The following is a 20683-nucleotide window of genomic DNA, read 5'->3' as shown; positions in this document are numbered from 1 at the left end:
CGCTCAGATCCGGTAGCCGGAGCCGGGCACGGTGACGATGACGGGGGGCTCGCCGAGCTTGCGGCGCAGCGTCATCACCGTGACGCGTACGACGTTGGTGAACGGGTCCGTGTTCTCGTCCCAGGCCTTCTCCAGGAGCTGCTCCGCCGAGACGACGGCACCCTCGCTGCGCAGCAGCACCTCCAGGACGGCGAACTCCTTGGGCGCGAGCTGGACCTCCTTGCCGTCCCGGAAGACCTCACGGCGGTTGGGGTCGAGCTTGATCCCGGCGCGCTCCAGGACGGGCGGCAGCGGCACGCTCGTACGGCGCCCGAGGGCACGTACGCGTGCCGTCAGCTCGCTGAACGCGAACGGCTTGGGGAGATAGTCGTCGGCGCCGATCTCCAGGCCCTCGACGCGGTCGCTGACGTCGCCGGACGCGGTGAGCATCAGCACGCGCGTGGGCATGCCGAGCTCGACGATCTTGCGGCAGACGTCGTCGCCGTGCACGAGGGGGAGGTCGCGGTCGAGGACGACCACGTCGTAGTCGTTGACGCCGATGCGCTCCAGGGCCGCCGCACCGTCGTACACGACGTCGACGGCCATGGCCTCCCGGCGCAGTCCGGTGGCCACCGCATCGGCGAGCAGTTGCTCGTCCTCGACGACGAGTACGCGCACGTCGCTTGTCCTTCCTGTGTCCACCCGCGTAGCGCGCTTCAGGGCACCACGCGGGCAGGTCTGTCATGGATGAGAGCTCCATCCTGCCCTTTTCGGCCATAAACCGGCCGTAAGACGGTGGGAGGGCCTCCGGGAAGCCGGTCCGCGGGCCCGGGAATGCGAGATTTTCTCGTTGGGTTGAGGTTTCCGTGGAAGGGAGCGGGGGGAGGACGGCTTTACACCCCGCGATCACGCTCTGCATGTGGCAAGCCACCTTGTGGTACGTCCAACCGCTTCCGCAGAGCGGGCGTGGGTGTCCGGCACCGTCGCCGCCCAGCCTGGGCAGCGCTGGGCACCCATCTGGAGACGTGATCGCCCCTTCCGAACGGCACACCCCCGTGCCACCCGACCCACGACCCAGGACGAGGGGGCGCAGCATGGACGCATTCACCGCAGGACTTCTGCAGCGCATAAGGGCGACCGAGTCCGACCTGACGCGGGCTCGCGAAACAGGCGACGACTTCCTCGCGGAGGTCGAGCAGGCCGAGCTGGACGACCTGCACCGCCTCGCCGCCGAGCACGGTGTGGAGGTCGGCGCGACGCGCGTCTGATCAGTTCGTACGAGAGCGGGGCCCCGGTATCGATCCAGTGCCGGGGCCCCGCTCCGTTGTTGTACGCGGCGTCAGGGACAGCCGCTGTTGTACACGCCGTCAACGCCAGGTGCTTCAGTCGTGCCAGGCGCCGAAGTCCTCCAGGAGCCGCTGGAGGGGCTCGAAGACGCCCGGTGAGGCTGCCACCGCCAGATCGCGTGCGGGGCGCTCTCCGGGGCGCCCACCGGTCAGCGCGCCCGCTTCCCGGGCGATCAGCTCGCCCGCCGCGAGGTCCCACGGGTTGAGTCCGCGCTCGTAGTAGCCGTCGAGGCGCCCCGTCGCGACGTCGCACAGGTCGACCGCCGCGGAGCCGGAGCGCCGGATGTCGCGCAGCAGCGGGATCAGCCGCTGGGCGACGTCGGCCTGGTGGGCCTTTACCTCGGCCACGTAGTTGAAGCCTGTCGAGACCAGGGCCTGGTCCAGCGGCGGCGACGGGCGGCAGGTGAGGCGGCGGTCGCCGATCCAGGCGCCGGTGGCCCGGGCGCCACGGCCGCGCACCGCGCTGTACGTCTCGCCGCGCATCGGTGCCGCGACGACTCCTACGACGGCCTCGCCGTGCTGCTCGGCCGCGATGGACACGGCCCAGGTCGGCAATCCGTACAGGTAGTTGACCGTGCCGTCGAGCGGGTCGATGACCCAGCGGATTCCGCTGGTGCCCTCCGAGGCGGCGCCCTCCTCGCCGAGGAAGCCGTCGGCGGGGCGGTGCTGGGAGATCAGGTCCGTGATCAGCTTCTCGGCGGCGATGTCCATCTCGGTGACGATGTCGATGGGGCTGGACTTGGTCGCGGCGACCGCGAGGTCCGCCGGGCGTCCGTCCCGCAGCAGCTCACCGGCGCGCCGGGCGGCGTCGTGGGCGAGTTGGAGCAGTTCGGTGTGCAGGGGCTCGGGCACGGGGCTCCTCAGGCGTACGGGCTGTCGGCGCCCGCGGCGGCGGGCTTGGGGGCACGGGCGGGACAACAGCCCACCGGGCACAGGTCGTGGCTCGCGCCCAGCGCGCCGAGGGCGCAGGGAGTCACCTGGCGGCCACCTTCCGTGGCGGCGCGCTCCAGGACGAGGTCGCGGATCGCCGCGGCGAACCTCGGGTCGGCGCCCACGGTGGCCGAGCGGCGCACCGGCAGGCCCAGCTCCTCCGCCTTGGCCTTCGCCTCCGTGTCGAGGTCGTACAGGACCTCCATGTGGTCGGAGACGAACCCGATGGGCGCCATCACGACGGCCGGGACGCCGGCGCCGTGCAGCTCCTCCAGGTGGTCACAGATGTCCGGCTCCAGCCACGGGATGTGCGGGGCTCCGGAACGCGACTGGTAGACGAGCTGCCAGGGGTGCTCGATGCCGGTCTGCTCGCGCACGACGTCGGCGATCAGCTGCGCCACGTCCAGGTGTTGCTTGACGTAGGCACCGCCGTCGCCGTGCTCCTCCACGGGCCCGGAGGTGTCGGCCGCCGCGTCCGGGATGGAGTGCGTCGTGAAGGCGAGGTGCGCGCCCTCCCGTAGGCCTTCGGGCAGTTCGGCGAGGGACTTCAGGACGCCGTCGACCATGGGACGGACGAAGCCGGGGTGGTTGAAGTAGTGGCGCAGTTTGTCGATCTTCGGCAGCTCCAGGCCCTCGGCTTCGAGCGCGGCCAGGGACTCGGCGAGGTTCTCGCGGTACTGACGGCAGCCCGAGTACGAGGCGTACGCGCTGGTGGTGAGGACGAGGACGCGGCGTCGGCCGTCGGCGACCATCTCGCGCAGGGTATCGGTCAGGTAGGGCGCCCAGTTGCGGTTGCCCCAGTAGACGGGCAGGTCCAGGCCGTGGTCGGCGAAGTCCTTGTGGAGGGCGTCGAGCAGGGCGCGGTTCTGGTCGTTGATGGGACTGATCCCGCCGAAAAGGAAGTAGTGCTGACCGACTTCCTTGAGCCGTTCCTTGGGGATGCCGCGCCCCCGCGTCACGTTCTCCAGGAACGGGACGACGTCGTCCGGGCCTTCGGGACCGCCGAACGAGAGCAGGAGCAGGGCGTCGTAGGGGGTGGCGTCGAGCACATCTGGCATGACTCCGATCCTGCCACCCGCCGCTGACAGCCGGAGGACAGCCACGTGCCAAGCGGGAGGACAACCACGTGACAAGCGGTACGAGGGAGTGCGTTGGGGTCGCCTGAACCGTAAGCTGTATCGGCTAGCTTCACGCCTTACCAGAGTTCGTACCGCCCGTGGTGACCGGGTGGCCGAGCCGAGCCGAGCCGACGGAGAACCCACGTGCCCAGCCCGTACCGCGCCCTGTTCGCCGCCCCCGGCTCCAAGGGCTTCTCCGCCGCGGGCTTCCTCGGCCGGATGCCGCTGTCGATGATGGGCATCGGCGTGGTCACGATGATCTCCCAGCTCACCGGGCGCTACGGGCTCGCCGGCGCGCTGTCGGCCACCATGGCGCTGGCCGCCGCGGTGCTCGGCCCGCAGGTCTCACGACTGGTGGACCAGTACGGGCAGCGACGGGTGCTGCGCCCCGTGACGCTGTTCGCGCTCACCGCGGCGGCCGGACTGCTGTGCGCCGCGCACTTCGAGTGGCCGGACTGGGTGCTCTTCGTCTGCGCGGCCGGCATCGGCTGCTTCCCGAGCATCGGCGCGATGATCAGGGCCCGCTGGGCGGCCATGTACGGGGGCACCCCGCAACTGCACATTGCGTACTCCTTCGAGTCCGTGGTGGACGAGATCTGCTTCATCTTCGGGCCGATCATCTCCATCGGTCTGTCCACCGTGTGGTTCCCGGAGGCCGGACCGCTGCTCGCCGCCTGCTTCCTCACAGCCGGTGTCTTCTGGCTGACCTCCCAGCGCGCGACCGAACCCGTGCCGCACCCGCGCGAGCAGCACACCGGAGGTTCGGCGCTGCGGGCCGCCGGGCTCCAGGTCCTGGTGGCCACGTTCGTGGCGACCGGGGCGATCTTCGGCGCCGTCGACGTGGTCACCGTGGCCTTCGCCGAGGAACAGGGCCACAAGGGCGCCGCGAGCGTCGTGCTCGCGCTGTACGCGGCGGGCTCCTGTGTCGCCGGAGCCGTGTTCGGACTGCTGCACTTCAAGGGGGCGCCCGAACGCCGGTGGCTGCTGGGCATATGCGCGATGGCCGTGAGTATGATCCCCCTCCTACTGGTCGGAAACTTGCCGTTCCTGGCCGTGGCGCTGTTCGTTGCGGGCCTGTCCATCGCTCCCACGATGATCACGACGATGTCCCTCATCGAACAGCACGTACCACGCGCGAAACTGACCGAGGGCATGACCTGGGTGAGCACCGGACTCGCGGTCGGGGTCGCGCTCGGCTCCTCCGTGGCCGGCTGGGTGATCGACACCGCCGGCGCGAAGGCGGGGTACGGGGTTCCGGCGGTGTCCGGGGCCGTCGCGGTCGCGGTGGGTTTCCTCGGGTATCGCCGGCTGAACAGGCCGGTTCCGCAGCGGGGAGGGTCCCATGAGCACCACAGTGAGCGGGAAGAGCGGCACGTGGCGTAACTGGGCGGGGAACGTCACCGCCCGCCCCGTCCGGGAGGTCACCCCTGCGTCGGTCGAGGAACTCGCCGCCGCCGTACGCAAGGCGGCCGACGACGGTCTGAGGGTGAAGGCCGTCGGCACCGGGCACTCCTTCACGGCCGTCGCCGCGACCGACGGCGTGTTGATCCGCCCTCAACTGTTGACCGGGATCCGCAATATCGACCGGGAGGCCGGCACGGTCACCGTTGACGCGGGCACCCCGCTCAAGCGTCTCAATGTGGCTCTCGCGCGCGAGGGGCTGTCGCTCACGAACATGGGCGACATCATGGAGCAGACGGTGTCGGGAGCCACCAGCACCGGAACGCACGGCACGGGGCGGGACTCGGCCTCGATAGCCGCGCAGATCAAGGGCCTTGAGCTGGTCACCGCCGACGGCTCGGTCCTCATCTGCTCCGAGAAGGAGAACCCCGAGGTCTTCGCGGCGGCCCGGGTCGGAATCGGTGCCCTGGGCATCGTCACCGCGATCACGTTCTCCGTAGAGCCCATATTTCTGCTCACGGCCCGTGAGGAGCCGATGACCTTCGACCAGGTCACCGCCGATTTCGACGAACTCTTCACCGAGAACGAGCACTTCGAGTTCTACTGGTTCCCGCACACCGGCAACTGCAACACCAAGCGCAACAACCGCAGCGCGGGCCCCGAGAAGCCGGTCGGGCGGCTCAGTGGCTGGATCGAGGACGACGTCCTCTCCAACGGCGCCTTCCAGGTGGCCAATGTGCTCGGCCGCGCCGTGCCCGTCACCATCCCGGCGATCGCGAGGATCTCCAGCCGGGCGCTGTCCGCACGCACCTACACCGACATTCCCTACAAGGTCTTCACTTCTCCGCGCCGGGTGCGTTTCGTGGAGATGGAGTACGCCGTCCCGCGCGAGGCCCTGGTGGAGACGCTGCGCGAGCTGAAGTCGATGGTCGACCGCTCGCCCCTGCGGGTCAGCTTCCCCGTCGAGGTACGTACGGCCCCGGCCGACGACATCACCCTCTCCACGGCGTCCGGGCGGGAGAGCGCGTACATCGCCGTTCACATGTTCAAAGGCACCCCCTATCAGGCGTACTTCACCGCCGCCGAGCGGATCTTCACCGCGCACGAGGGGCGGCCGCATTGGGGGAAGGTGCACACGCGCGACGCCGAGTACTTCTCCGAGGTCTATCCGCGCTTCGGCGAGTTCACCGCGCTGAGGGACCGACTGGACCCGGACCGGCGCTTCGCGAATGACCACCTGCGACGGGTGTTGGGCTCGTAGAACGGTGCGTCGGGCGCTGCGCTCGCAGAACGAGACGTACCGGCGAAGCGATTGGTTCCGTTTCTGACGATTAGTGAAATGTGCCACGTTTCATGGTCACGAAAACGGCGCTTCGGGCGGCCAACTACCACCCCCCGCCCGAAGTTGGGCGGCGTGCCGATCCACGTACGTGGCCCGAATGGAGTACTGTTGCCAGCCCTGGGTCCGGACTCCCGCCAGGGTGTCCGGGGCCTTGCAGGACCGCCGGGAGGGGGCTCGTTGCACAGGGTGATGGAGTTCGTCACTTAGCGTTGCGAATAGGTAACCGTGCCATAACGGCGATCCCGGGCCCGCGCCCGACACGCCGGGCAACTCGGCAAGGTTGTGGCAGGCTGCACCCGGGCAGGCCACACTCGACTAGCGGAAGCAGCGACGCACGTGACGTCGGCAGGCACCACCCGGGAGGTCCCCATGCCCGAACTGCGTGTCGTGGCCGTCTCTAACGACGGCACACGGCTGGTGCTGAAGGCTGCGGACAGCACGGAGTACACGCTTCCGATTGACGAGCGTCTGCGCGCCGCCGTACGCGGCGACCGTCCCCGCCTCGGCCAGATCGAGATCGAGGTGGAGAGCCATCTCCGCCCCCGAGACATCCAGGCGCGTATACGTGCAGGCGCCTCCGCGGAGGAAGTCGCCCAGCTCGCCGGAATCCCCGTCGATCGCGTCCGCCGCTTCGAGGGCCCCGTGCTCGCCGAGCGCGCCTTCATGGCCGAGCGCGCCAGGAAGACCCCCGTCCGCCGCCCGGGCGAGAACGCCGGACCCCAGCTCGGCGAGGCCGTCCAGGAGCGGCTGACGCTGCGCGGCGCCGAGAAGGACACCGTCCAGTGGGACTCGTGGCGCCGCGACGACGGCACTTGGGAAGTGCTGCTGGTCTATCTGGTCGCGGGCGAACCGCACTCGGCGAGCTGGACGTACGACCCGCCCCGGCGGCTCGTCCAGGCCGTCGACGACGAGGCGCGCTCACTGATCGGCGAGTCCGACGACCTCGCGGTGTCGCCCGAGCCGAGCTTCCCGTTCGTACCGCGGATCGCGCGGCTGCCCAGGGACCGTCCGATGGACCGCGCCCTGGACCGGCAGATGGAGCGGCCGAGCCTGCCTTCGCCGTCCCCGGAGCCGGTCATGGAGGCAGGAGACCGGGACTCGCTGACCAGCCTCCTGGAGGCGGTGCCCAGCTTCCGGGGCGACATGGTGGTGCCCGAGCGGCCCTCCACCACGGAGGCTCCCGCCACGGAGGAGCCCGCCCCCGAGCCGGACTCCGAGGAACCTCCGGCTCCCGCGGCCTCGGCCGGCGCAGGTTCGGCCTACGCGGACGTCCTCATGCCCCGCTCGGTCGGCAGCCACCGCGACCGGCTCGTCGGCGCGACCGACCGCCAGGCCGAGGCCGACGGCGTCCGCCCGGGCCGCCGCGCGGCGGTCCCGAGCTGGGACGAGATCGTCTTCGGCACGCGGCGCAAGAAGCAGGACTAGTCAGGTGTACGACGAAGGGGCCCGCACCGAACCGGTGCGGGCCCCTTCGCTGTCACTGGGGGTCGGGACCCACCGCGACCGGCCGGCTCCCGTCCCGGGACCACTCCGACCAGGAGCCCGCGTACAGGGCGGCGGGAATTCCGGCGACGGCAAGGGCCAGCACCTCGTGAGCGCCGGAGACACCGGAGCCGCAGTAGACGCCGACCTCGGAAGGGGCGGTCGCGCCAAGGGACTTGAAGCGGTCGGCGAGCTCGTCGGCGGGCAGGAACCGTCCGTCGTCCGTGACGTTCTGCGTGGTCGGCGCGGAGACCGCCCCGGGAATGTGCCCGCCGACCGGGTCGATCGGCTCGACGTCACCCCGGTACCGCTCACCGGCCCGGGCGTCCAGCAGCAGCCCGGTGCGGGCGAGCGCCGCCGCCCCGTCCGCGTCGAGCAGCGGCCGGGCGCCGGGCGCCGGTACGAAGCTCCCGGGAGCGGGCGTGGGCACCTCCGAGGACACCGGCCCGCTCCAGGCGGCGAGCCCGCCGTCAAGCACGCGTACCGACGGGTGACTCGAATAGCCCAACAACCACCACGCGCGCGCGGCGGCCCAGCCCTGACCGCCGTCGTACACCACGACGTCGCGGTCCGCGGACACTCCGGCAGCCCGCATCGCCGCACCGAAGATCTCCGGATCGGGCAGCGGATGCCGCCCTCCGGACCCGGGCGGACCAGCGAGTTCGGAATCCAAATCGACAAAAACGGCCCCCGGGATGTGCGCTTTCTCGTACTCGGCGCGCAGGTTCGGACCGCCCAGCTGCCAGCGGACATCGAGCAGGACCGGAGGGTTCGGTCCCGCCAGGTCGCTCGCGAGTTCGGATGCGGTGATGATGACGTTCATGGCCACCATCCTTGCGTACGGGGTGGCCGCGTCGTCCAGGTCCGGCTACTCTGCTCCGCCGGACAGGTCCGATCACGAGGCGTATGGGATCGGGCACATGCTGTACAGCTGATGGGCATCACGCGGCAATCCCGCCGGAACGGATGGGAAACGGCACATCTGGCATCCTCCGGCCGTGAGCCGCCGAGCGGCGGTGCGGCCGGGACGCGCGGTGTGACTGGTGGTGCGAACATCGGCACGGGGCGTGCACGCACGCGACTGCGGTACGCGTGTTCGCAGGCGGAATGTGACCGGCCACCGCGAGGGGCCGAGAAGAGAGTGACGATGACCGAGGCACGGGGGTCGGCCGGCCTGAACGGCACCACGCACGCTCGGCACACGCCCGGCGCACCCTGCTGGGTGAGCTTGATGGTGCACGGGATGGCCGCGACCCAGGAGTTCTACGGAGCGCTGTTCGGCTGGGAGTTCCGGCCGGGACCGCAGCAGCTCGGCCCGTATGTGCGGGCCGTGCTCGACGGCCATGAGGTGGCGGGGATCGGCCAGCTGCCACCCGACCGGCACCTGCCGATCGCCTGGACCCCCTACCTCGCCTCGGACGACGTCGACCTGACCGCCGAGACCGTACGGCACAGCGGCGGCACCGTGGGCGTCGGACCTCTCGACGCCGCCGAGGCCGGGCGGCTGGCGATCGCCTCGGACCCGACGGGCGCCGTCTTCGGCATCTGGCAGGCGGCGGCCCACCTGGGCACCGGAATCACCGGGGTGCCGGGCACCCCCGCCTGGAACGAGCTCGTCACCCGCGACAGCGAGAGCGTCGTCAAGTTCTACCAGGGCGTCTTCCGGTACGAGCTGGAGCCCGCGGTCTCGTCCGACTTCGACTACGTCACCCTGCGCATCGACGGCCGTCCGGTGGCCGGCATCCACGGCGTCGGAAACCGCCTGCCCCGTGATCGCGGTCCGCACTGGCTGACGTACTTCGAAGCCGCGGACGTGGACGACTCCGTGCGCCGGGTCACCGAGCTCGGCGGACACCTCCTCGAGGCCGCCCACGACTCGCCGTACGGACGCGTGGCGACGGTGACGGATCCGGAGGGCGCGATGTTCTCGCTGATCCACACCGTCCGGTGAGCTGAAGAAACGTCAAGCTGAGGCGATCGGCAGGTCGTCAGGCGGAGGCGATCGGCAGCACGTCTGGCGACAGGGCGCCCGCGCGCGCCGTCGCGGCCGTCATCCGGCGGCGGTGGTGGCGACGGCACAGGACCTCGTAGCCGATGTCCTCCGGCTGGTTGACGTCTCCGACGACCACCTGGGCGCCCTCGACGACCATCTCGCCCCCTATCGTGCGGGCGTTGTGGGTGGCGCGGGCGCCGCACCAGCACAGGGCCTCGACCTGGAGGACCTCGACCCGGTCGGCCAGCTCCACCAGGCGCTGGGAGCCCGGGAAGAGCTTGGAGCGGAAGTCGGTGGTGATACCGAAGGCGAAGACGTCCACGCCCAGGTCGTCCACCACGCGCGCCAGCTGGTCGATCTGCCCGGGGGCCAGGAACTGGGCCTCGTCCGCGATCACGTAGTCCGCGCGGCCGCCCTGGGAGAGGTGGTCGACGAGGTACGCGTACACGTCCTGGTCGTCCGCCACCTCGACCGCGTCCGTGACAAGGCCCAGGCGCGAGGAGAGCTTGCCCTCGCCCGCGCGGTCGTCCCGCGTGAAGATCATCCCCTGCAGCCCCCGCGCCGAGCGGTTGTGCTCGATCTGGAGAGCCAGCGTCGACTTCCCGCAGTCCATCGTTCCGGAGAAGAACACCAGCTCGGGCATGGGGGGTTGAGCACCTTTCGGCGAAGGAGGAGGAAGGGAATCAGGAACGTACTTGCAGGAGCGGGACGTGCTGCTCCACTGCCGTCATCGAGCCGTGGTTGCCGACCATCGACGACTCCTTGGGCTCCCGCTCGGACGCGATGATCAGTACGTCGTCACGGGCCGCCGCGACGACGTCGCCGATCCGCGCGTACACCCGCTCGTCGACCCGCGGGCCGAACCAGCCCGCCGCGATCGCCTCGTCCCGCGACGCCACCCAGAACTGCTCGCCGAGCACCTCGCGCCAGCAGGTCAGGACGTCCGCCTCGGCACCCGGGACGGCGTAGACATGGCGGGCGCGGCCCTCGCCGCCGAGCAGGGCGACGCCGGCGCGCAGCTCCCAGTCCTCGTCGAAGTCGATGCGGTGCTGCTCGTCGAAGGGGATGTCGATCATGCCGTGGTCGGCCGTCACGTACAGGGCCGTGCGCGGTGGCAGTTGCTCCGCGAGGCGCTGGACCAGCCGGTCGACGTACATCAGCTGGCCGCGCCAGGGGTCCGAGTCGACGCCGAAGCGGTGGCCCTTGCCGTCCAGCTCAGCGTAGTACGTGTAGACCAAGGAGCGGTCCCCGGCGCCCAGTTGTTCGGCCGCGAGGTCCATGCGCTCCTCGCCGGAGAGCCGGCCGTGGAACGTGCCGCCGCTCAGCGCGATCTTCGTCAGGGGCGTGTTCTGGAAGGTGGGCGAGGAGACCTGGGCGGTGTGCACACCCGCTGTGTCGGCCAGCTCGAAGACGGTCGGATACGGCTGCCAGGCCCGCGGCTCCGTCCAGGGGTTCCACCGGAGCTGGTTCATAAGCTCGCCGGTCGCCGGGTTGCGCACGGTGTAGCCGGGCAGGCCGTGCGCGCCGGGCGGCAGGCCGGTGCCGACGGAGGCGAGGGAGGTCGCGGTGGTCGCCGGGTAGCCCGCGGTGATCGGGCGGCCGGTGTTCCCGCGTGAGGACGCCAGGAGGGACGCCATGAAAGGGGCCTCGTCGGGGTGCGCCCTGAGCTGCTCCCAGCCGAGACCGTCGATCAGGAAGACGCAGTTCCGGTCGGCGGCGGTCAGCTCCGGTATGGCGGCGCTCACGCCGGGCACGGCCATGCCCGCGGCGAGCGTGGGCAGGAGGTCGGCGAGCGAACCGGCGCCGTACTCGGGGACGGGGGCGGAGCCGACTGCCAGCGGTTCCGGGTGATCCCAGATGGGCAGGGCCATCAGCGGGTGATGTCCGCGGTCGCCTCGGAGAGGGACTGCGCGAAGGCGAGGGCCTGGCGCACCGTCTCCGGGCCGTCCCCGGCCTCGCTGACGCGCAGGCTCAGGTCGTCCGCGGTCGAGTTGCCCGTGTAGCCGTGGTCGGCCTCGCAGTTGGGGTCGCCGCAGGCGGCAGGCTCCAGGTCGATACGGGAGACGGCACCCCAGCCGATGGTCAGCACGACCTCGCGGGGCGTCGTGCCCGGCGTGTACGACTCCGGGTTGGCGACGACACGGCTGACGACGACCGACGAGATCCGGCCGAGCTTCACCGACTCCGTCGATGTCGTGGCGTACGGCGTCGGCGATGTCGTGTCCGCGTTCTGCTCGTCGGTGTGGCTCACGATGAAGCGGTTGCCGGTGAGGACGAGCACGGTGACGTGCCGCCGCACCTCGTTCGCGTCGAACGTCGTCTCCTGGTGGACCAGGTACGACCGGATGGTCTCGCCGCCGATCGCGGCCTCCACCGCCTCGGCCACGAGGGCCGGGTAGTAGCCGCTGCGCTCGATCGCCGCTCGCAGCCCCTGGGTCGTCGTACTGGTCTTGGCCATGACGTCCATCCTACGGGGGCCCACTGACTGCGAGGCACCGCTCGTCGGTGTCCGTGGTGGACAGGATCAACCAGTGGACACGGTCAGTGGACCATCAGTAGACCGGGAGCGTCCGCGGGCCGAGATCGTCCCGGACGGGGGCGCGGGCCAGCCGCACGGTGGCGCCGAGCACGCTCAGGCCGTGCGGGGCCACGACCACGGGCTCCAGGGAGACAGCGACGACCTCCGGGTGATCGTCGACCAGCCGCGAGACGCGCAGCATCAGCTCTTCGAGTGCACCCGTGTCGACCGGCGCGGAGCCCCGCCAGCCGAACAGGAGCGGCGCCGTCCGGATCGACCGGACCAGCGAGGTCGCGTCCCGGTCGGTGACCGGAATCAGCCGGTGCGCGGTGTCCTCCAGCAGCTCCGAGGCGGCCCCGGCCAGCCCGAACGAGAGCACCGCCCCGGCCGCCGGGTCGATGACGGCTCGTACGACCGTGTCCACGCCACGCGGTGCCATGCCCTGCACGACCGGCCGCAGCTCCTGCGGCGTCCCGAACAGCTCGGTCAACTCCGCGTACGCCCGCCGCAGTTGTTCCTCGTCCGCCAGATCGAGCCGTACGCCGCCCAGGTCGGCGCGGTGGCGCAGGTGCGGGGCGGTGGTCTTGAGCGCCACCGGATAGCCGAGCGTGCGCGCGGCGGCCACGGCCTCGTCCGGCGTGGGCGCGGGCAGGGCACGGCGTACGTCGATGCCGTACCGCCCGAGCAGCACGCAGGTCTCCTCCGGGCCGAGTGTCAGCCCCTCACCGCGCTCCAGCAGCCCGTCGATCTGCCTGGCGGCCCCCTTCTCGTCGATGTCGTCGAACTCGGGCACCCTGCCGGGCTCGGCGGCGTCGCGCCGCCACTGGGCGTAGTTGACCGCTTCGGCGAGGGCCCGGACGGCACGCTCGGCGGCGGGGTAGGCCGGGATGAGGCGGGAGTCGGGCGGGGTCGCGGTTACGGCGGGCGGCTGCGGCGCGACCGCTCCTGCGGTGGGCAGACGTTCCGCTGGGGGATGGGGGTCCTCCCGCTCGGGCGAAGCCGAGACGGGGGGAGGGTGGGCACCGCCGACAGCTCCGGGTGCCGTGGCAGCCGCCTGTGGTGCGGTGCTCGCGGCAGCAGACAGCGCCTGAGCGAGCCCACCGAGTTCCACGTGCACCACGAGCACCGGCTTCGCAGGAGCCGATGCCGACGCCGATCGCAGGGCCTCTGCCAGGGCCGCGTCCTGGGCGGACGTCTCCCCCACCGCCGGGATGGCGGTCACCACGACGGCGTCGCAGGCGTCATCGGCGAGGGCTTCCGACAGGGCACTTCGGAAGTCCTCCGCCGAAGCCCCGGTAGTCAGATCCAAGGGGGGAAGCGGCCGAAGCGCTTCGGCAAGACACGCGTCGTACGTCAGCAGCCCCAGCGACTCGGAGTTCCCCAGGATCGCCACCCGGGGCCCGGCAGGAAGCGGCTGGCGTGCCAGCAGAAGGCCCGCGTCGACCAGCTCGGTGATCGTGTCCACCCGGATCACCCCGGCCTGCCGCAGCAACGCGGAAACCGTGGCGTGCGGCAACCGCGTGGCCCGTACGGCATGCCCCTGAGGAGCCGCCCCGCCGTGTCGCGCCCCCTGGACCACGACCAGCGGCTTCGCCGCCGCGGTCCGGCGTGCGAGGCGCGTGAACTTGCGCGGGTTGCCGATGGATTCGAGGTACATCAGGGCGACATCGGTGTCCGGGTCGTCGTACCAGTACTGGAGTACGTCGTTGCCGGACACGTCCGCCCGGTTGCCGGAGGAGACGAAGGTCGACACACCGGTCACGCCCGTGACACCGCCGCCGCGCCGGTGCAGCCGGGACAGCAGGGCGATGCCGATGGCGCCGGACTGGGCGAACAGGCCGATCCGTCCGGGCCGCGGCATCTCAGGGGCGAGGGAGGCGTTGAGGCGTACGTCGGGGGAGGTGTTGATGACGCCGAAGGCGTTGGGCCCGATGATGCGCATCCCGTACGTGCGCGCGTGCCGCACGAGTTCGCGCTGGCGCTCGCGCCCCTCGGGACCGCTCTCGGCGTATCCGGAGGAGACGACCACGAGGCCCTGTACCCCGTGCTCGCCGCACTCCGCGACGACCTCGGGGACGTGCGGCGCGGGCACGGCGACGACGGCGAGGTCGACGGGCTCGGCGATGTCGCGGATCGAGCGGTGGGCCGGGACTCCGTCGAGTTCCTTCTCCTCGAGTGCCTTGTTCACCGCGTACAGACGGCCGGTGAAGCCGGCGTCGCGGAGGTTGCTGAGGACGCTGCGGCCGACGCCCCCGGGCGCGCGGCCCGCGCCGATGACGGCGACCGAGCCGGGGGCGAGCAGCCGGTGCACGGACCGGGCCTCGGCGCGCTGCTCCCGCGCGCGCTGCACGGCGAGCGAGCGGTCGGTGGGTTCCAGGTCGAACTCCAGGCGTACGACGCCGTCCTCGAAGCTTCGCTTCTGGGTGTACCCGGCGTCGGTGAACACCTTGATCATCTTGCTGTTGGCGGGCAGCACCTCTGCGGCGAAGCGGCGGATGCCGCGCTCGCGGGCCACGGCCCCGATGTGTTCGAGGAGGGCCGAGGCGACGCCGCGTCCTTGGTGGGCGTCCTGCACGAGGAAGGCGACCTCGGCCTCGTCGGCGGGCGCGGAGGCGGGCAGACCGTCGGCATTAATACGGTCATAGCGTACGGTGGCGATGAACTCGCCGCCCACCGTGGCCGCGAGCCCCACCCTGTCCACAAAGTCGTGGTGCGTGAAGCGGTGGACGTCCTTGGCGGACAGGCGTGGATACGGCGCGAAGAAGCGGTAGTACTTCGACTCGTCGGACACCTGCTCGTAGAAGCTGACCAGGCGCTCGGCGTCATCAACGGTGATGGGCCTGACGCGCGCGGTGCCGCCGTCGCGCAGCACCACGTCGGCCTCCCAATGAGCGGGGTACTCGTGCCGGTCCGACGAGGTCTGCATGGGCCCCAGAGTACGGCTCGCGTCCGACAACGGCGCGAGGCAGTCTGTGGGGGACGAACGTCGGACCGAGGCCGCGGTCCGACGACACTCCGGGCGGGACGAAGGACCGCTCCGGGGACGCTTCGCGATATGGGACACTGGTCTAGACAACCCTGAATACCTGAAGGGCAGCATCACATGGCTGAGCGCCGCGTCAACGTCGGCTGGGCTGAGGGCCTCCACGCCCGCCCCGCCTCCATCTTCGTCCGGGCCGCCACGGCCTCCGGCATCCCCGTGACGATCGCCAAGGCCGACGGCAACCCCGTCAACGCGGCCTCCATGCTCGCGGTCCTCGGCCTGGGCGCCCAGGGCGGCGAGGAGATCGTCCTCGCATCCGACGCCGAGGGTGCGGACGCCGCCCTGGACCGACTGGCGAAGCTGGTCGCCGAGGGTCTCGAGGAGCTCCCCGAGACCGTCTGAGGTTCTCGGACAGCGCACGGCTGAGCCGCGCCACCCTTACCTGGGCGGCGCGGCTCAGCCGTTTTCCGTACGCCGTCCAGGAATTCCCCTCGTGCCACAGGCGCGGCCCGCGGCGCAGCCATCGAAATAGCGCACGCTGGAATTCCCGGCACTCGAATCAGTGGCAGCAAAAATAATGCCCCGCGAATTACCCCTCTTTGTATACGGCTCCCGTGTTAATGCCGCAGCCCCGTCACGTTTACGGGATGTTGCGAAGTCCTCACACGTTCCGGTCGATCTCCGCCGCCGGGAAAACGGAGCCGGTGCGCGGCCGTCGCGCGCTCGGTGTGCACCGCGGTGATCGCCCGAGCCCGCTCACTGTCGCCGCGCGCGACGGCGTCGACGATGCCGCCGTGCTCCGCCCAGGACTCCCCGGGGCTGGCCGGCGCCTCCACCGCGTACATCCAGGCGATCTTGTGCCGAAGCTGGCCGAGTGTGGAGGTCAGCGCGGGGCTTCCGGAGGCCTGGGCGAGCGTCTCGTGGAACCAGCCGCCCAGCGAGCGCAGATCCTCGCTGTGACCCCTTCTGGCCCGCTCCTGGCCCAGCCTGACCAGGCCTCGCAGCACCTTGAGGTGGGCCTCCGTGCGGCGCTGGGCGGCCCGCGCGGCACCCAGCGGCTCCAGCAGCATGCGCATCTCCAGCAGGTCGGAGGCCTCCTGCTCGGTCGGTTCCGCGACGCACGCGCCCGCGTGCCGTCGGGTGACGACGAAACCCTCGGCCTCCAGGGTGCGCAGGGCCTCGCGCACGGGGACGCGCGAGACGCCGTAGCGGCGCGCGAGCAGTTCCTCGGTGAGCCGGCCGCCTCGCTCGTAGACACCCGCGACGATGTCGTCACGGATCGCCGTGCATACCGAGTGCGCCGGAATACGCATGCCCCGACCTCCGCTTTAATCCCCGCGAAACGCCATCGATTGACGCTTGTTCAGTGACTCTATTGCAGGAAGCCGGAATTTCCGATGGCAGGCCGGAATCCATGGATATTTTTTGGACAGACGGCCGCCCGAAACGACGATGCCCCGACTCGGATGAGCCGGGGCGTCGGAAGAGGTGAACCGGGTCGTCAGACGTTCACGCCGTGCGAGCGGAGGTAGCCGACGGGGTCGATGTCGGAGCCGTACTCGGCGGTCGTACGCGCCTCGAAGTGGAGGTGCGGCCCGGTGGTGTTGCCGGTGGCCCCGGAGAGGCCTATCTGCCGGCCCGGGGTGACCGACTGGCCCACCGAGACACCGATGGACGACAGGTGGCCGTACATGGTGTACGTGCCGTCGTGCATCTTGATCACGACTTGATTGCCGTAGGCGCCGCCCCAGCCGGCCGTGACGACCGTGCCGGAGCCGACGGCGTGGACGGAGGTGCCGGACGCGGCGTGGAAGTCGGCACCGGTGTGGCTGCCGGAGGACCAGAGGCTGCCGCCGGCCTTGTAGCCGGTGGAGATGTACGAGCCGGTGATCGGCAGCACGAAGGAGTTGAGGCGCTTGCGCTCGGCCGCGCGGGCGGCGCGCTCCTTGGCCTCGCGCTGCTGCTTGGCCTTCTCCGCGGCTCGCTCGCGCGCCGCCTCCTCGGCCTTCTTCAGCGCGGCGGCCTCGTCGGCCGCGCGCTGCTGGGCGGCGGCCTGCGCGTCGATCTGATCGGCGAGGGAACCACCGATGGTGATGGCCTGGGTCAGCCCGGTCTGCTCGACGGAGGAGTCCGCGGCGAGCGCCGGTGCGGCCAGGGTTCCGATGACACCGGTGGTGGTGAGCGCCGCGACGCCGATGGCGTTCGTGGTGGTGCGCTTCACGCGGCTCGGACGACGATGCTTCCCGGTGCTACACGTGAACGCCATGTAGGGGCTGGTCCTTTCCTTCCTTCTCGCCTACCGGGTTAGCTGACGGGTTCGGAGCAGGAAGGTCTCCTACGGACCCCCTCCGGGGAGGGTGTCCGATTCACCCCAGGGACTGCGTATGGGTCCCCGGCTCCCCTGGCTCGCGCCGTACGGGGACTCGGCGATGACTGTCCGGTGCCGCGGGCGCGGCGCACTGCCTGACGAACAGCCGGACCGACGCTAAACGGGGCATCTTTCAAACGACAAACGGATCACGGCTTTTGTAGTGCATGCCACAGGGCAGACAGGCAACCTCCCCATCAATACGGACAAATTGAGGACGAAGTCCGGGCAAAAAGAGACCCAGGTGACTCTTCAGTCACCTGGGCTCTCAGAGGTGCGGCCGCTCTACTCGGCCCGTACGACGCTCACTTCACCGATACCGAGGGCCTTGACGGGCTCCTCGATCTGCGCGGCGTCGCCGACCAGGACGGTTACCAGACGGTTGACCGGGAAGGCGTTCACGGCGGCAGCGGTGGCCTCCACGGTGCCGGTCGCGGCGAGCTGCTGATACAGCGTCGCCTGGTAGTCGTCCGGCAGGTCCTGCTCGACCTGGTCCGCGAGCGTGCTCGCGACGGCCGCCGCGGTCTCGAACTTGAGGGGCGCCACGCCCACCAGGTTCTGTACGGCGATGTCGCGCTCGGCGTCCGTCAGGCCCTCGGCGGCGAGGGTGCGCAGCACCTTCCACAGGTCATCGAGCGCTGGACCGGTGTTCGGGGTGTCCACCGAACCGCTGATGGCGAGCATCGCGACGCCCGTGCCGTCCGGGGCGGAGCGCAGCACCTGGCCGAACGCCCGCACACCGTAGGTGTAACCCTTTTCCTCGCGCAGGACCCGGTCCAGGCGCGAGGTGAGGGTGCCGCCGAGGCAGTACGTGCCGAGCACCTGGGCGGGCCACACGCGGTCGTGCCGGTCGGCGCCGACACGGCCGATGAGCAGCTGTGTCTGGACGGCGCCGGGGCGGTCCACGATGATCACGCGCCCGGTGTCGTCGGCGGTCACCGGCGGCACGGGACGCGGCTCGGCGGACGAGCCGCTCCAGGAGCCGAGAGTGTCGGCGAGCAGTGCGTCGAGATCGACACCCGTCAGATCACCGACGATCACCGCGGTGGCCGTGGCGGGGCGTACGTGCTTCTCGTAGAAGGCGCGTACGGCCGCCGAGTCGATCTTCTGGACGGTCTCCTCGGTGCCCTGGCGCGGGCGCGACATGCGCGAGGTCGCCGGGAACAGCTCCTTGGAGAGCTCCTTGGCGGCGCGGCGGGCCGGGTTGGCGGTCTCGTGCGGGATCTCGTCCAGCCGGTTGCGCACCAGCCGCTCGACCTCGCTGTCCGCGAACGCCGGTGCCCTCAGGGCGTCGGCGACCAGACCGAGCGCCTTGGACACGCGCGAGACGGGGACTTCGAGCGACAGGCGTACGCCCGGGTGGTCGGCGTGCGAGTCGAGGGTGGCGCCGCAGCGCTCCAGCTCGGCGGCGAACTCCTCGGCGGAGTGCTTGTCGGTGCCTTCGGAGAAGGCGCGCGCCATGATCGTGGCGATGCCGTCCAGGCCCGCCGGTTCGGCCTCCAGGGGCGCGGCGAGCAGCACCTCGACGGCGACGACCTGCTGGCCGGGGCGATGGCAGCGCAGGACCGTCAGGCCGTTGTCGAGCGCGCCTCGCTCGGGAGCCGGGAAGGCCCACGGCTTGGCCGCGCCGGCCTGGGGCTGCGGGTGGAAGTCCATGGTGGCGAGCTCAGTCACTTCGCCGCCTCCTCGTCCTCGTCGGCGGTGTTCTCGGTGGGCTCGTAGACCAGGACGGCGCGGTTGTCGGGGCGCAGGCGGGACTTGGCGACCTCCTGGACCTCCTCGGCGGTGACCTGGAGGACGCGCCGCACGGCGGTCAGGGCGAGCTGCGGGTCGCCGAACAGCACGGCGAAGCGGCACAGTTCGTCGGCGCGGCCCGCGACGGTGCCGAGGCGGTCCAGCCACTCGCGCTCCAACTGGGCCTGAGCGCGCTCCATTTCCTCGGCCGTGGGGCCCTCCTCGGCGAACCGGGCGAGCTCCTCGTCGACGGCGGCCTCGATCACCGGGACCTCGACGTCGCCGGACGTCTTCACGTCCAGCCATCCCAGGGAGGGTGCTCCGGCCAGCCGCAGCAGACCGAAGCCGGCCGCGACGGCGGTGCGGTCGCGGCGTACGAGCCGGTTGTAGAGCCGGGAGGACTCGCCGCCGCCGAGGACGGTCAGCGCCAGGTCGGCCGCGTCGGCCGCGCGCGTGCCGTCCTCCGGGAGCCGGTAGGCCGCCATCAGGGCGCGCGAGGGGACCTCCTCCTCGACGACCTCGCGCAACTGCTCGCCGATGGTCTCGGGCAGCGAGCCGTCGCGCGGGGCGGGCTTGCCGTCGTGCGCGGGGATGGAGCCGAAGTACTTCTCGACCCAGGCGAGCGTCTGCTCCGGGTCGATGTCGCCGACGACCGACAGGACCGCGTTGTTGGGCGCGTAGTAGGTGCGGAAGAACGCGCGGGCGTCCTCCAAGGTCGCCGCGTCCAGGTCCGCCATCGACCCGATCGGGGTGTGGTGGTAGGGGTGGCCCTCGGGGTACGCGAGAGCGGTGAGCTTCTCGAACGCGGTGCCGTAGGGCACGTTGTCATAACGCTGTCGGCGCTCGTTCTTGACGACGTCGCGCTGGTTCTCCATGGACTCGTCGTCGAGCGCGGTGAGCAGCGAGCCCATGCGGTCGGCCTCCAGCCAGAGGGCGAGCTCCAGCTGGTGCGTGGGCATCGTCTCGAAGTAGTTGGTGCGCTCGAAGCTGGTCGTTCCGTTGAGCGAACCGCCCGCACCCTGCACCAGTTCGAAGTGGCCGTTGCCCTTCACCTGGCCCGAGCCCTGGAACATCAGGTGCTCGAAGAGGTGAGCAAGGCCGGTACGGCCCTTGACCTCGTGGCGCGAGCCGACGTCGTACCAGAGGCACACCGCCGCGACCGGGGTCAGGTGGTCCTCGGAGAGCACCACGCGCAGGCCGTTGGCCAGGCGGTGCTCGGTCGCTGTCAGGCCGCCGGAGCCTGCCTCAGCTGTGGCCGTGTGACCCATGGGCATGTACGTCCCTTCGATCGCGGAAAACTGCCGATTTCCTGTCGGTCCTGCCACTGTATGCAAGCGCGCGGACAGCTGGCGAAGTTCCCGCGCCTCGTACGCCGAGAGCGAGACTCGTGGAGGCCCCGGGCGCGGCCCGGGGGCCCCTCCGAGACCCGCTACGGACGGGTCGCGGTCGGCGTTGTCAGTGGGGCGGTCCACAATGGTCCGCGTCAGAA

The 20683-nt window shown here is 70.9% G+C and carries 18 protein-coding genes and 1 riboswitch; of the genes, 6 read left to right on the top strand and 12 right to left on the bottom strand.

The window, feature by feature from the left end:
* Positions 1-3 precede the first annotated feature (3 nt).
* On the bottom strand, positions 4-657 hold the full coding sequence (locus tag AB0D27_RS09835; RefSeq protein WP_010983842.1) for a response regulator transcription factor: 654 nt from the start codon (positions 655-657) through the stop codon (positions 4-6).
* 416 nt (positions 658-1073) lie between these two features.
* On the opposite strand from AB0D27_RS09835, the gene AB0D27_RS09830 reads away from it, so the two are divergent.
* Positions 1074-1247 carry a hypothetical protein gene (locus AB0D27_RS09830; protein ID WP_167459062.1) on the top strand — a complete coding sequence of 58 codons (174 nt, stop codon included), beginning with the start codon at positions 1074-1076 and terminating at the stop codon, positions 1245-1247.
* Positions 1248-1361: 114 nt separating this feature from the next.
* Here the strand turns inward: AB0D27_RS09830 and AB0D27_RS09825 are convergent, their stop codons facing one another.
* Both AB0D27_RS09825 and AB0D27_RS09820 read right to left on the bottom strand, forming a co-directional pair.
* Complete coding sequence (locus AB0D27_RS09825; protein WP_362504649.1) at positions 1362-2177, bottom strand: inositol monophosphatase family protein; 816 nt, start codon at positions 2175-2177, stop codon at positions 1362-1364.
* 8 nt (positions 2178-2185) lie between these two features.
* Entirely contained in the window at positions 2186-3313 is a 1128-nt protein-coding gene (locus AB0D27_RS09820; RefSeq protein WP_362504646.1) for a ferrochelatase, read from the bottom strand.
* Positions 3314-3517: 204 nt separating this feature from the next.
* Between AB0D27_RS09820 and AB0D27_RS09815 the strand changes: the two genes are divergently transcribed.
* The 3 genes from AB0D27_RS09815 to sepH all read left to right on the top strand — a co-directional run bounded on the left by AB0D27_RS09815 (position 3518) and on the right by sepH (position 7541).
* Positions 3518-4756, top strand: coding sequence for an MFS transporter (locus AB0D27_RS09815; RefSeq protein ID WP_362504643.1), 1239 nt, complete (start codon positions 3518-3520; stop codon positions 4754-4756).
* A complete protein-coding gene (locus tag AB0D27_RS09810) occupies positions 4716-6035 on the top strand; it encodes a D-arabinono-1,4-lactone oxidase (RefSeq protein WP_362504640.1) in 1320 nt (439 codons plus the stop codon). Before AB0D27_RS09815 ends, AB0D27_RS09810 begins: the two co-directional genes overlap by 41 nt.
* Positions 6036-6485: 450 nt before the next feature.
* Complete coding sequence (gene sepH / locus AB0D27_RS09805) at positions 6486-7541, top strand: septation protein SepH (protein WP_362504637.1); 1056 nt, start codon at positions 6486-6488, stop codon at positions 7539-7541.
* Positions 7542-7593: 52 nt separating this feature from the next.
* On the opposite strand, the gene AB0D27_RS09800 is transcribed toward sepH, so the two are convergent.
* On the bottom strand, positions 7594-8421 hold the full coding sequence (locus AB0D27_RS09800) for a sulfurtransferase (protein WP_362504634.1): 828 nt from the start codon (positions 8419-8421) through the stop codon (positions 7594-7596).
* Positions 8422-8745: 324 nt separating this feature from the next.
* On the opposite strand from AB0D27_RS09800, the gene AB0D27_RS09795 reads away from it, so the two are divergent.
* Positions 8746-9549: a VOC family protein gene (locus AB0D27_RS09795; protein WP_362504631.1), complete on the top strand. Its 804-nt coding sequence runs from the start codon at positions 8746-8748 to the stop codon at positions 9547-9549.
* A 37-nt stretch (positions 9550-9586) separates the two neighbouring features.
* Here AB0D27_RS09795 and AB0D27_RS09790 read toward each other — a convergent pair whose 3' ends face one another.
* The 4 genes from AB0D27_RS09790 to AB0D27_RS09775 all read right to left on the bottom strand — a co-directional run bounded on the left by AB0D27_RS09790 (position 9587) and on the right by AB0D27_RS09775 (position 15035).
* Positions 9587-10234 (bottom strand): thymidine kinase, encoded by a 648-nt coding sequence (locus tag AB0D27_RS09790; protein ID WP_362504628.1) that lies wholly within the window; start codon positions 10232-10234, stop codon positions 9587-9589.
* A 40-nt stretch (positions 10235-10274) separates the two neighbouring features.
* Positions 10275-11462 (bottom strand): nucleotide pyrophosphatase/phosphodiesterase family protein, encoded by a 1188-nt coding sequence (locus AB0D27_RS09785; RefSeq protein ID WP_362504625.1) that lies wholly within the window; start codon positions 11460-11462, stop codon positions 10275-10277.
* Positions 11462-12049 carry a DUF5998 family protein gene (locus AB0D27_RS09780; protein WP_362504622.1) on the bottom strand — a complete coding sequence of 196 codons (588 nt, stop codon included), beginning with the start codon at positions 12047-12049 and terminating at the stop codon, positions 11462-11464. Before AB0D27_RS09780 ends, AB0D27_RS09785 begins: the two co-directional genes overlap by 1 nt.
* Before the next feature lie 94 nt (positions 12050-12143).
* Complete coding sequence (locus AB0D27_RS09775) at positions 12144-15035, bottom strand: GNAT family N-acetyltransferase (protein WP_362504619.1); 2892 nt, start codon at positions 15033-15035, stop codon at positions 12144-12146.
* A gap of 177 nt (positions 15036-15212) precedes the next feature.
* Here AB0D27_RS09775 and AB0D27_RS09770 point away from each other — a divergent pair, with 177 nt between their 5' ends.
* Positions 15213-15494 carry an HPr family phosphocarrier protein gene (locus AB0D27_RS09770; protein ID WP_028802270.1) on the top strand — a complete coding sequence of 94 codons (282 nt, stop codon included), beginning with the start codon at positions 15213-15215 and terminating at the stop codon, positions 15492-15494.
* A gap of 215 nt (positions 15495-15709) precedes the next feature.
* Here AB0D27_RS09770 and AB0D27_RS09765 read toward each other — a convergent pair whose 3' ends face one another.
* From AB0D27_RS09765 to AB0D27_RS09750, 4 genes are all read right to left on the bottom strand, one after another.
* Complete coding sequence (locus tag AB0D27_RS09765) at positions 15710-16405, bottom strand: GntR family transcriptional regulator (RefSeq protein WP_362504616.1); 696 nt, start codon at positions 16403-16405, stop codon at positions 15710-15712.
* 188 nt (positions 16406-16593) lie between these two features.
* Complete coding sequence (locus AB0D27_RS09760) at positions 16594-17358, bottom strand: M23 family metallopeptidase (RefSeq protein ID WP_362504614.1); 765 nt, start codon at positions 17356-17358, stop codon at positions 16594-16596.
* A gap of 12 nt (positions 17359-17370) precedes the next feature.
* Positions 17371-17531: riboswitch (cyclic di-AMP (ydaO/yuaA leader) on the bottom strand.
* Between the two features lie 214 nt (positions 17532-17745).
* Positions 17746-19134: a pitrilysin family protein gene (locus tag AB0D27_RS09755; RefSeq protein ID WP_362504611.1), complete on the bottom strand. Its 1389-nt coding sequence runs from the start codon at positions 19132-19134 to the stop codon at positions 17746-17748.
* Complete coding sequence (locus tag AB0D27_RS09750) at positions 19131-20468, bottom strand: pitrilysin family protein (RefSeq protein ID WP_362504608.1); 1338 nt, start codon at positions 20466-20468, stop codon at positions 19131-19133. The genes AB0D27_RS09755 and AB0D27_RS09750 overlap by 4 nt, the downstream gene beginning before the upstream one ends.
* Between the last annotated feature and the right edge of the window lie 215 nt (positions 20469-20683).

The organism is Streptomyces sp. NPDC048415 (genome assembly GCF_040651675.1).
Taxonomy (GTDB): domain Bacteria; phylum Actinomycetota; class Actinomycetes; order Streptomycetales; family Streptomycetaceae; genus Streptomyces.
This window is presented reverse-complemented; position numbering and strand designations above follow the sequence as displayed.

Coding starts and splice junctions, on each gene's coding strand:
- AB0D27_RS09830 (WP_167459062.1), top strand. CDS start 1,074: ATGGACGCATTCACCGCAGGACTTCTGCAGCGCATAAGGGCGACCGAG.
- AB0D27_RS09820 (WP_362504646.1), bottom strand. CDS start 3,313: ATGCCAGATGTGCTCGACGCCACCCCCTACGACGCCCTGCTCCTGCTC.
- AB0D27_RS09810 (WP_362504640.1), top strand. CDS start 4,716: ATGAGCACCACAGTGAGCGGGAAGAGCGGCACGTGGCGTAACTGGGCG.
- sepH (WP_362504637.1), top strand. CDS start 6,486: ATGCCCGAACTGCGTGTCGTGGCCGTCTCTAACGACGGCACACGGCTG.
- AB0D27_RS09800 (WP_362504634.1), bottom strand. CDS start 8,421: ATGAACGTCATCATCACCGCATCCGAACTCGCGAGCGACCTGGCGGGA.
- AB0D27_RS09795 (WP_362504631.1), top strand. CDS start 8,746: ATGACCGAGGCACGGGGGTCGGCCGGCCTGAACGGCACCACGCACGCT.
- AB0D27_RS09790 (WP_362504628.1), bottom strand. CDS start 10,234: ATGCCCGAGCTGGTGTTCTTCTCCGGAACGATGGACTGCGGGAAGTCG.
- AB0D27_RS09785 (WP_362504625.1), bottom strand. CDS start 11,462: ATGGCCCTGCCCATCTGGGATCACCCGGAACCGCTGGCAGTCGGCTCC.
- AB0D27_RS09780 (WP_362504622.1), bottom strand. CDS start 12,049: ATGGCCAAGACCAGTACGACGACCCAGGGGCTGCGAGCGGCGATCGAG.
- AB0D27_RS09775 (WP_362504619.1), bottom strand. CDS start 15,035: ATGCAGACCTCGTCGGACCGGCACGAGTACCCCGCTCATTGGGAGGCC.
- AB0D27_RS09770 (WP_028802270.1), top strand. CDS start 15,213: ATGGCTGAGCGCCGCGTCAACGTCGGCTGGGCTGAGGGCCTCCACGCC.
- AB0D27_RS09765 (WP_362504616.1), bottom strand. CDS start 16,405: ATGCGTATTCCGGCGCACTCGGTATGCACGGCGATCCGTGACGACATC.
- AB0D27_RS09760 (WP_362504614.1), bottom strand. CDS start 17,358: ATGGCGTTCACGTGTAGCACCGGGAAGCATCGTCGTCCGAGCCGCGTG.
- AB0D27_RS09750 (WP_362504608.1), bottom strand. CDS start 20,468: ATGCCCATGGGTCACACGGCCACAGCTGAGGCAGGCTCCGGCGGCCTG.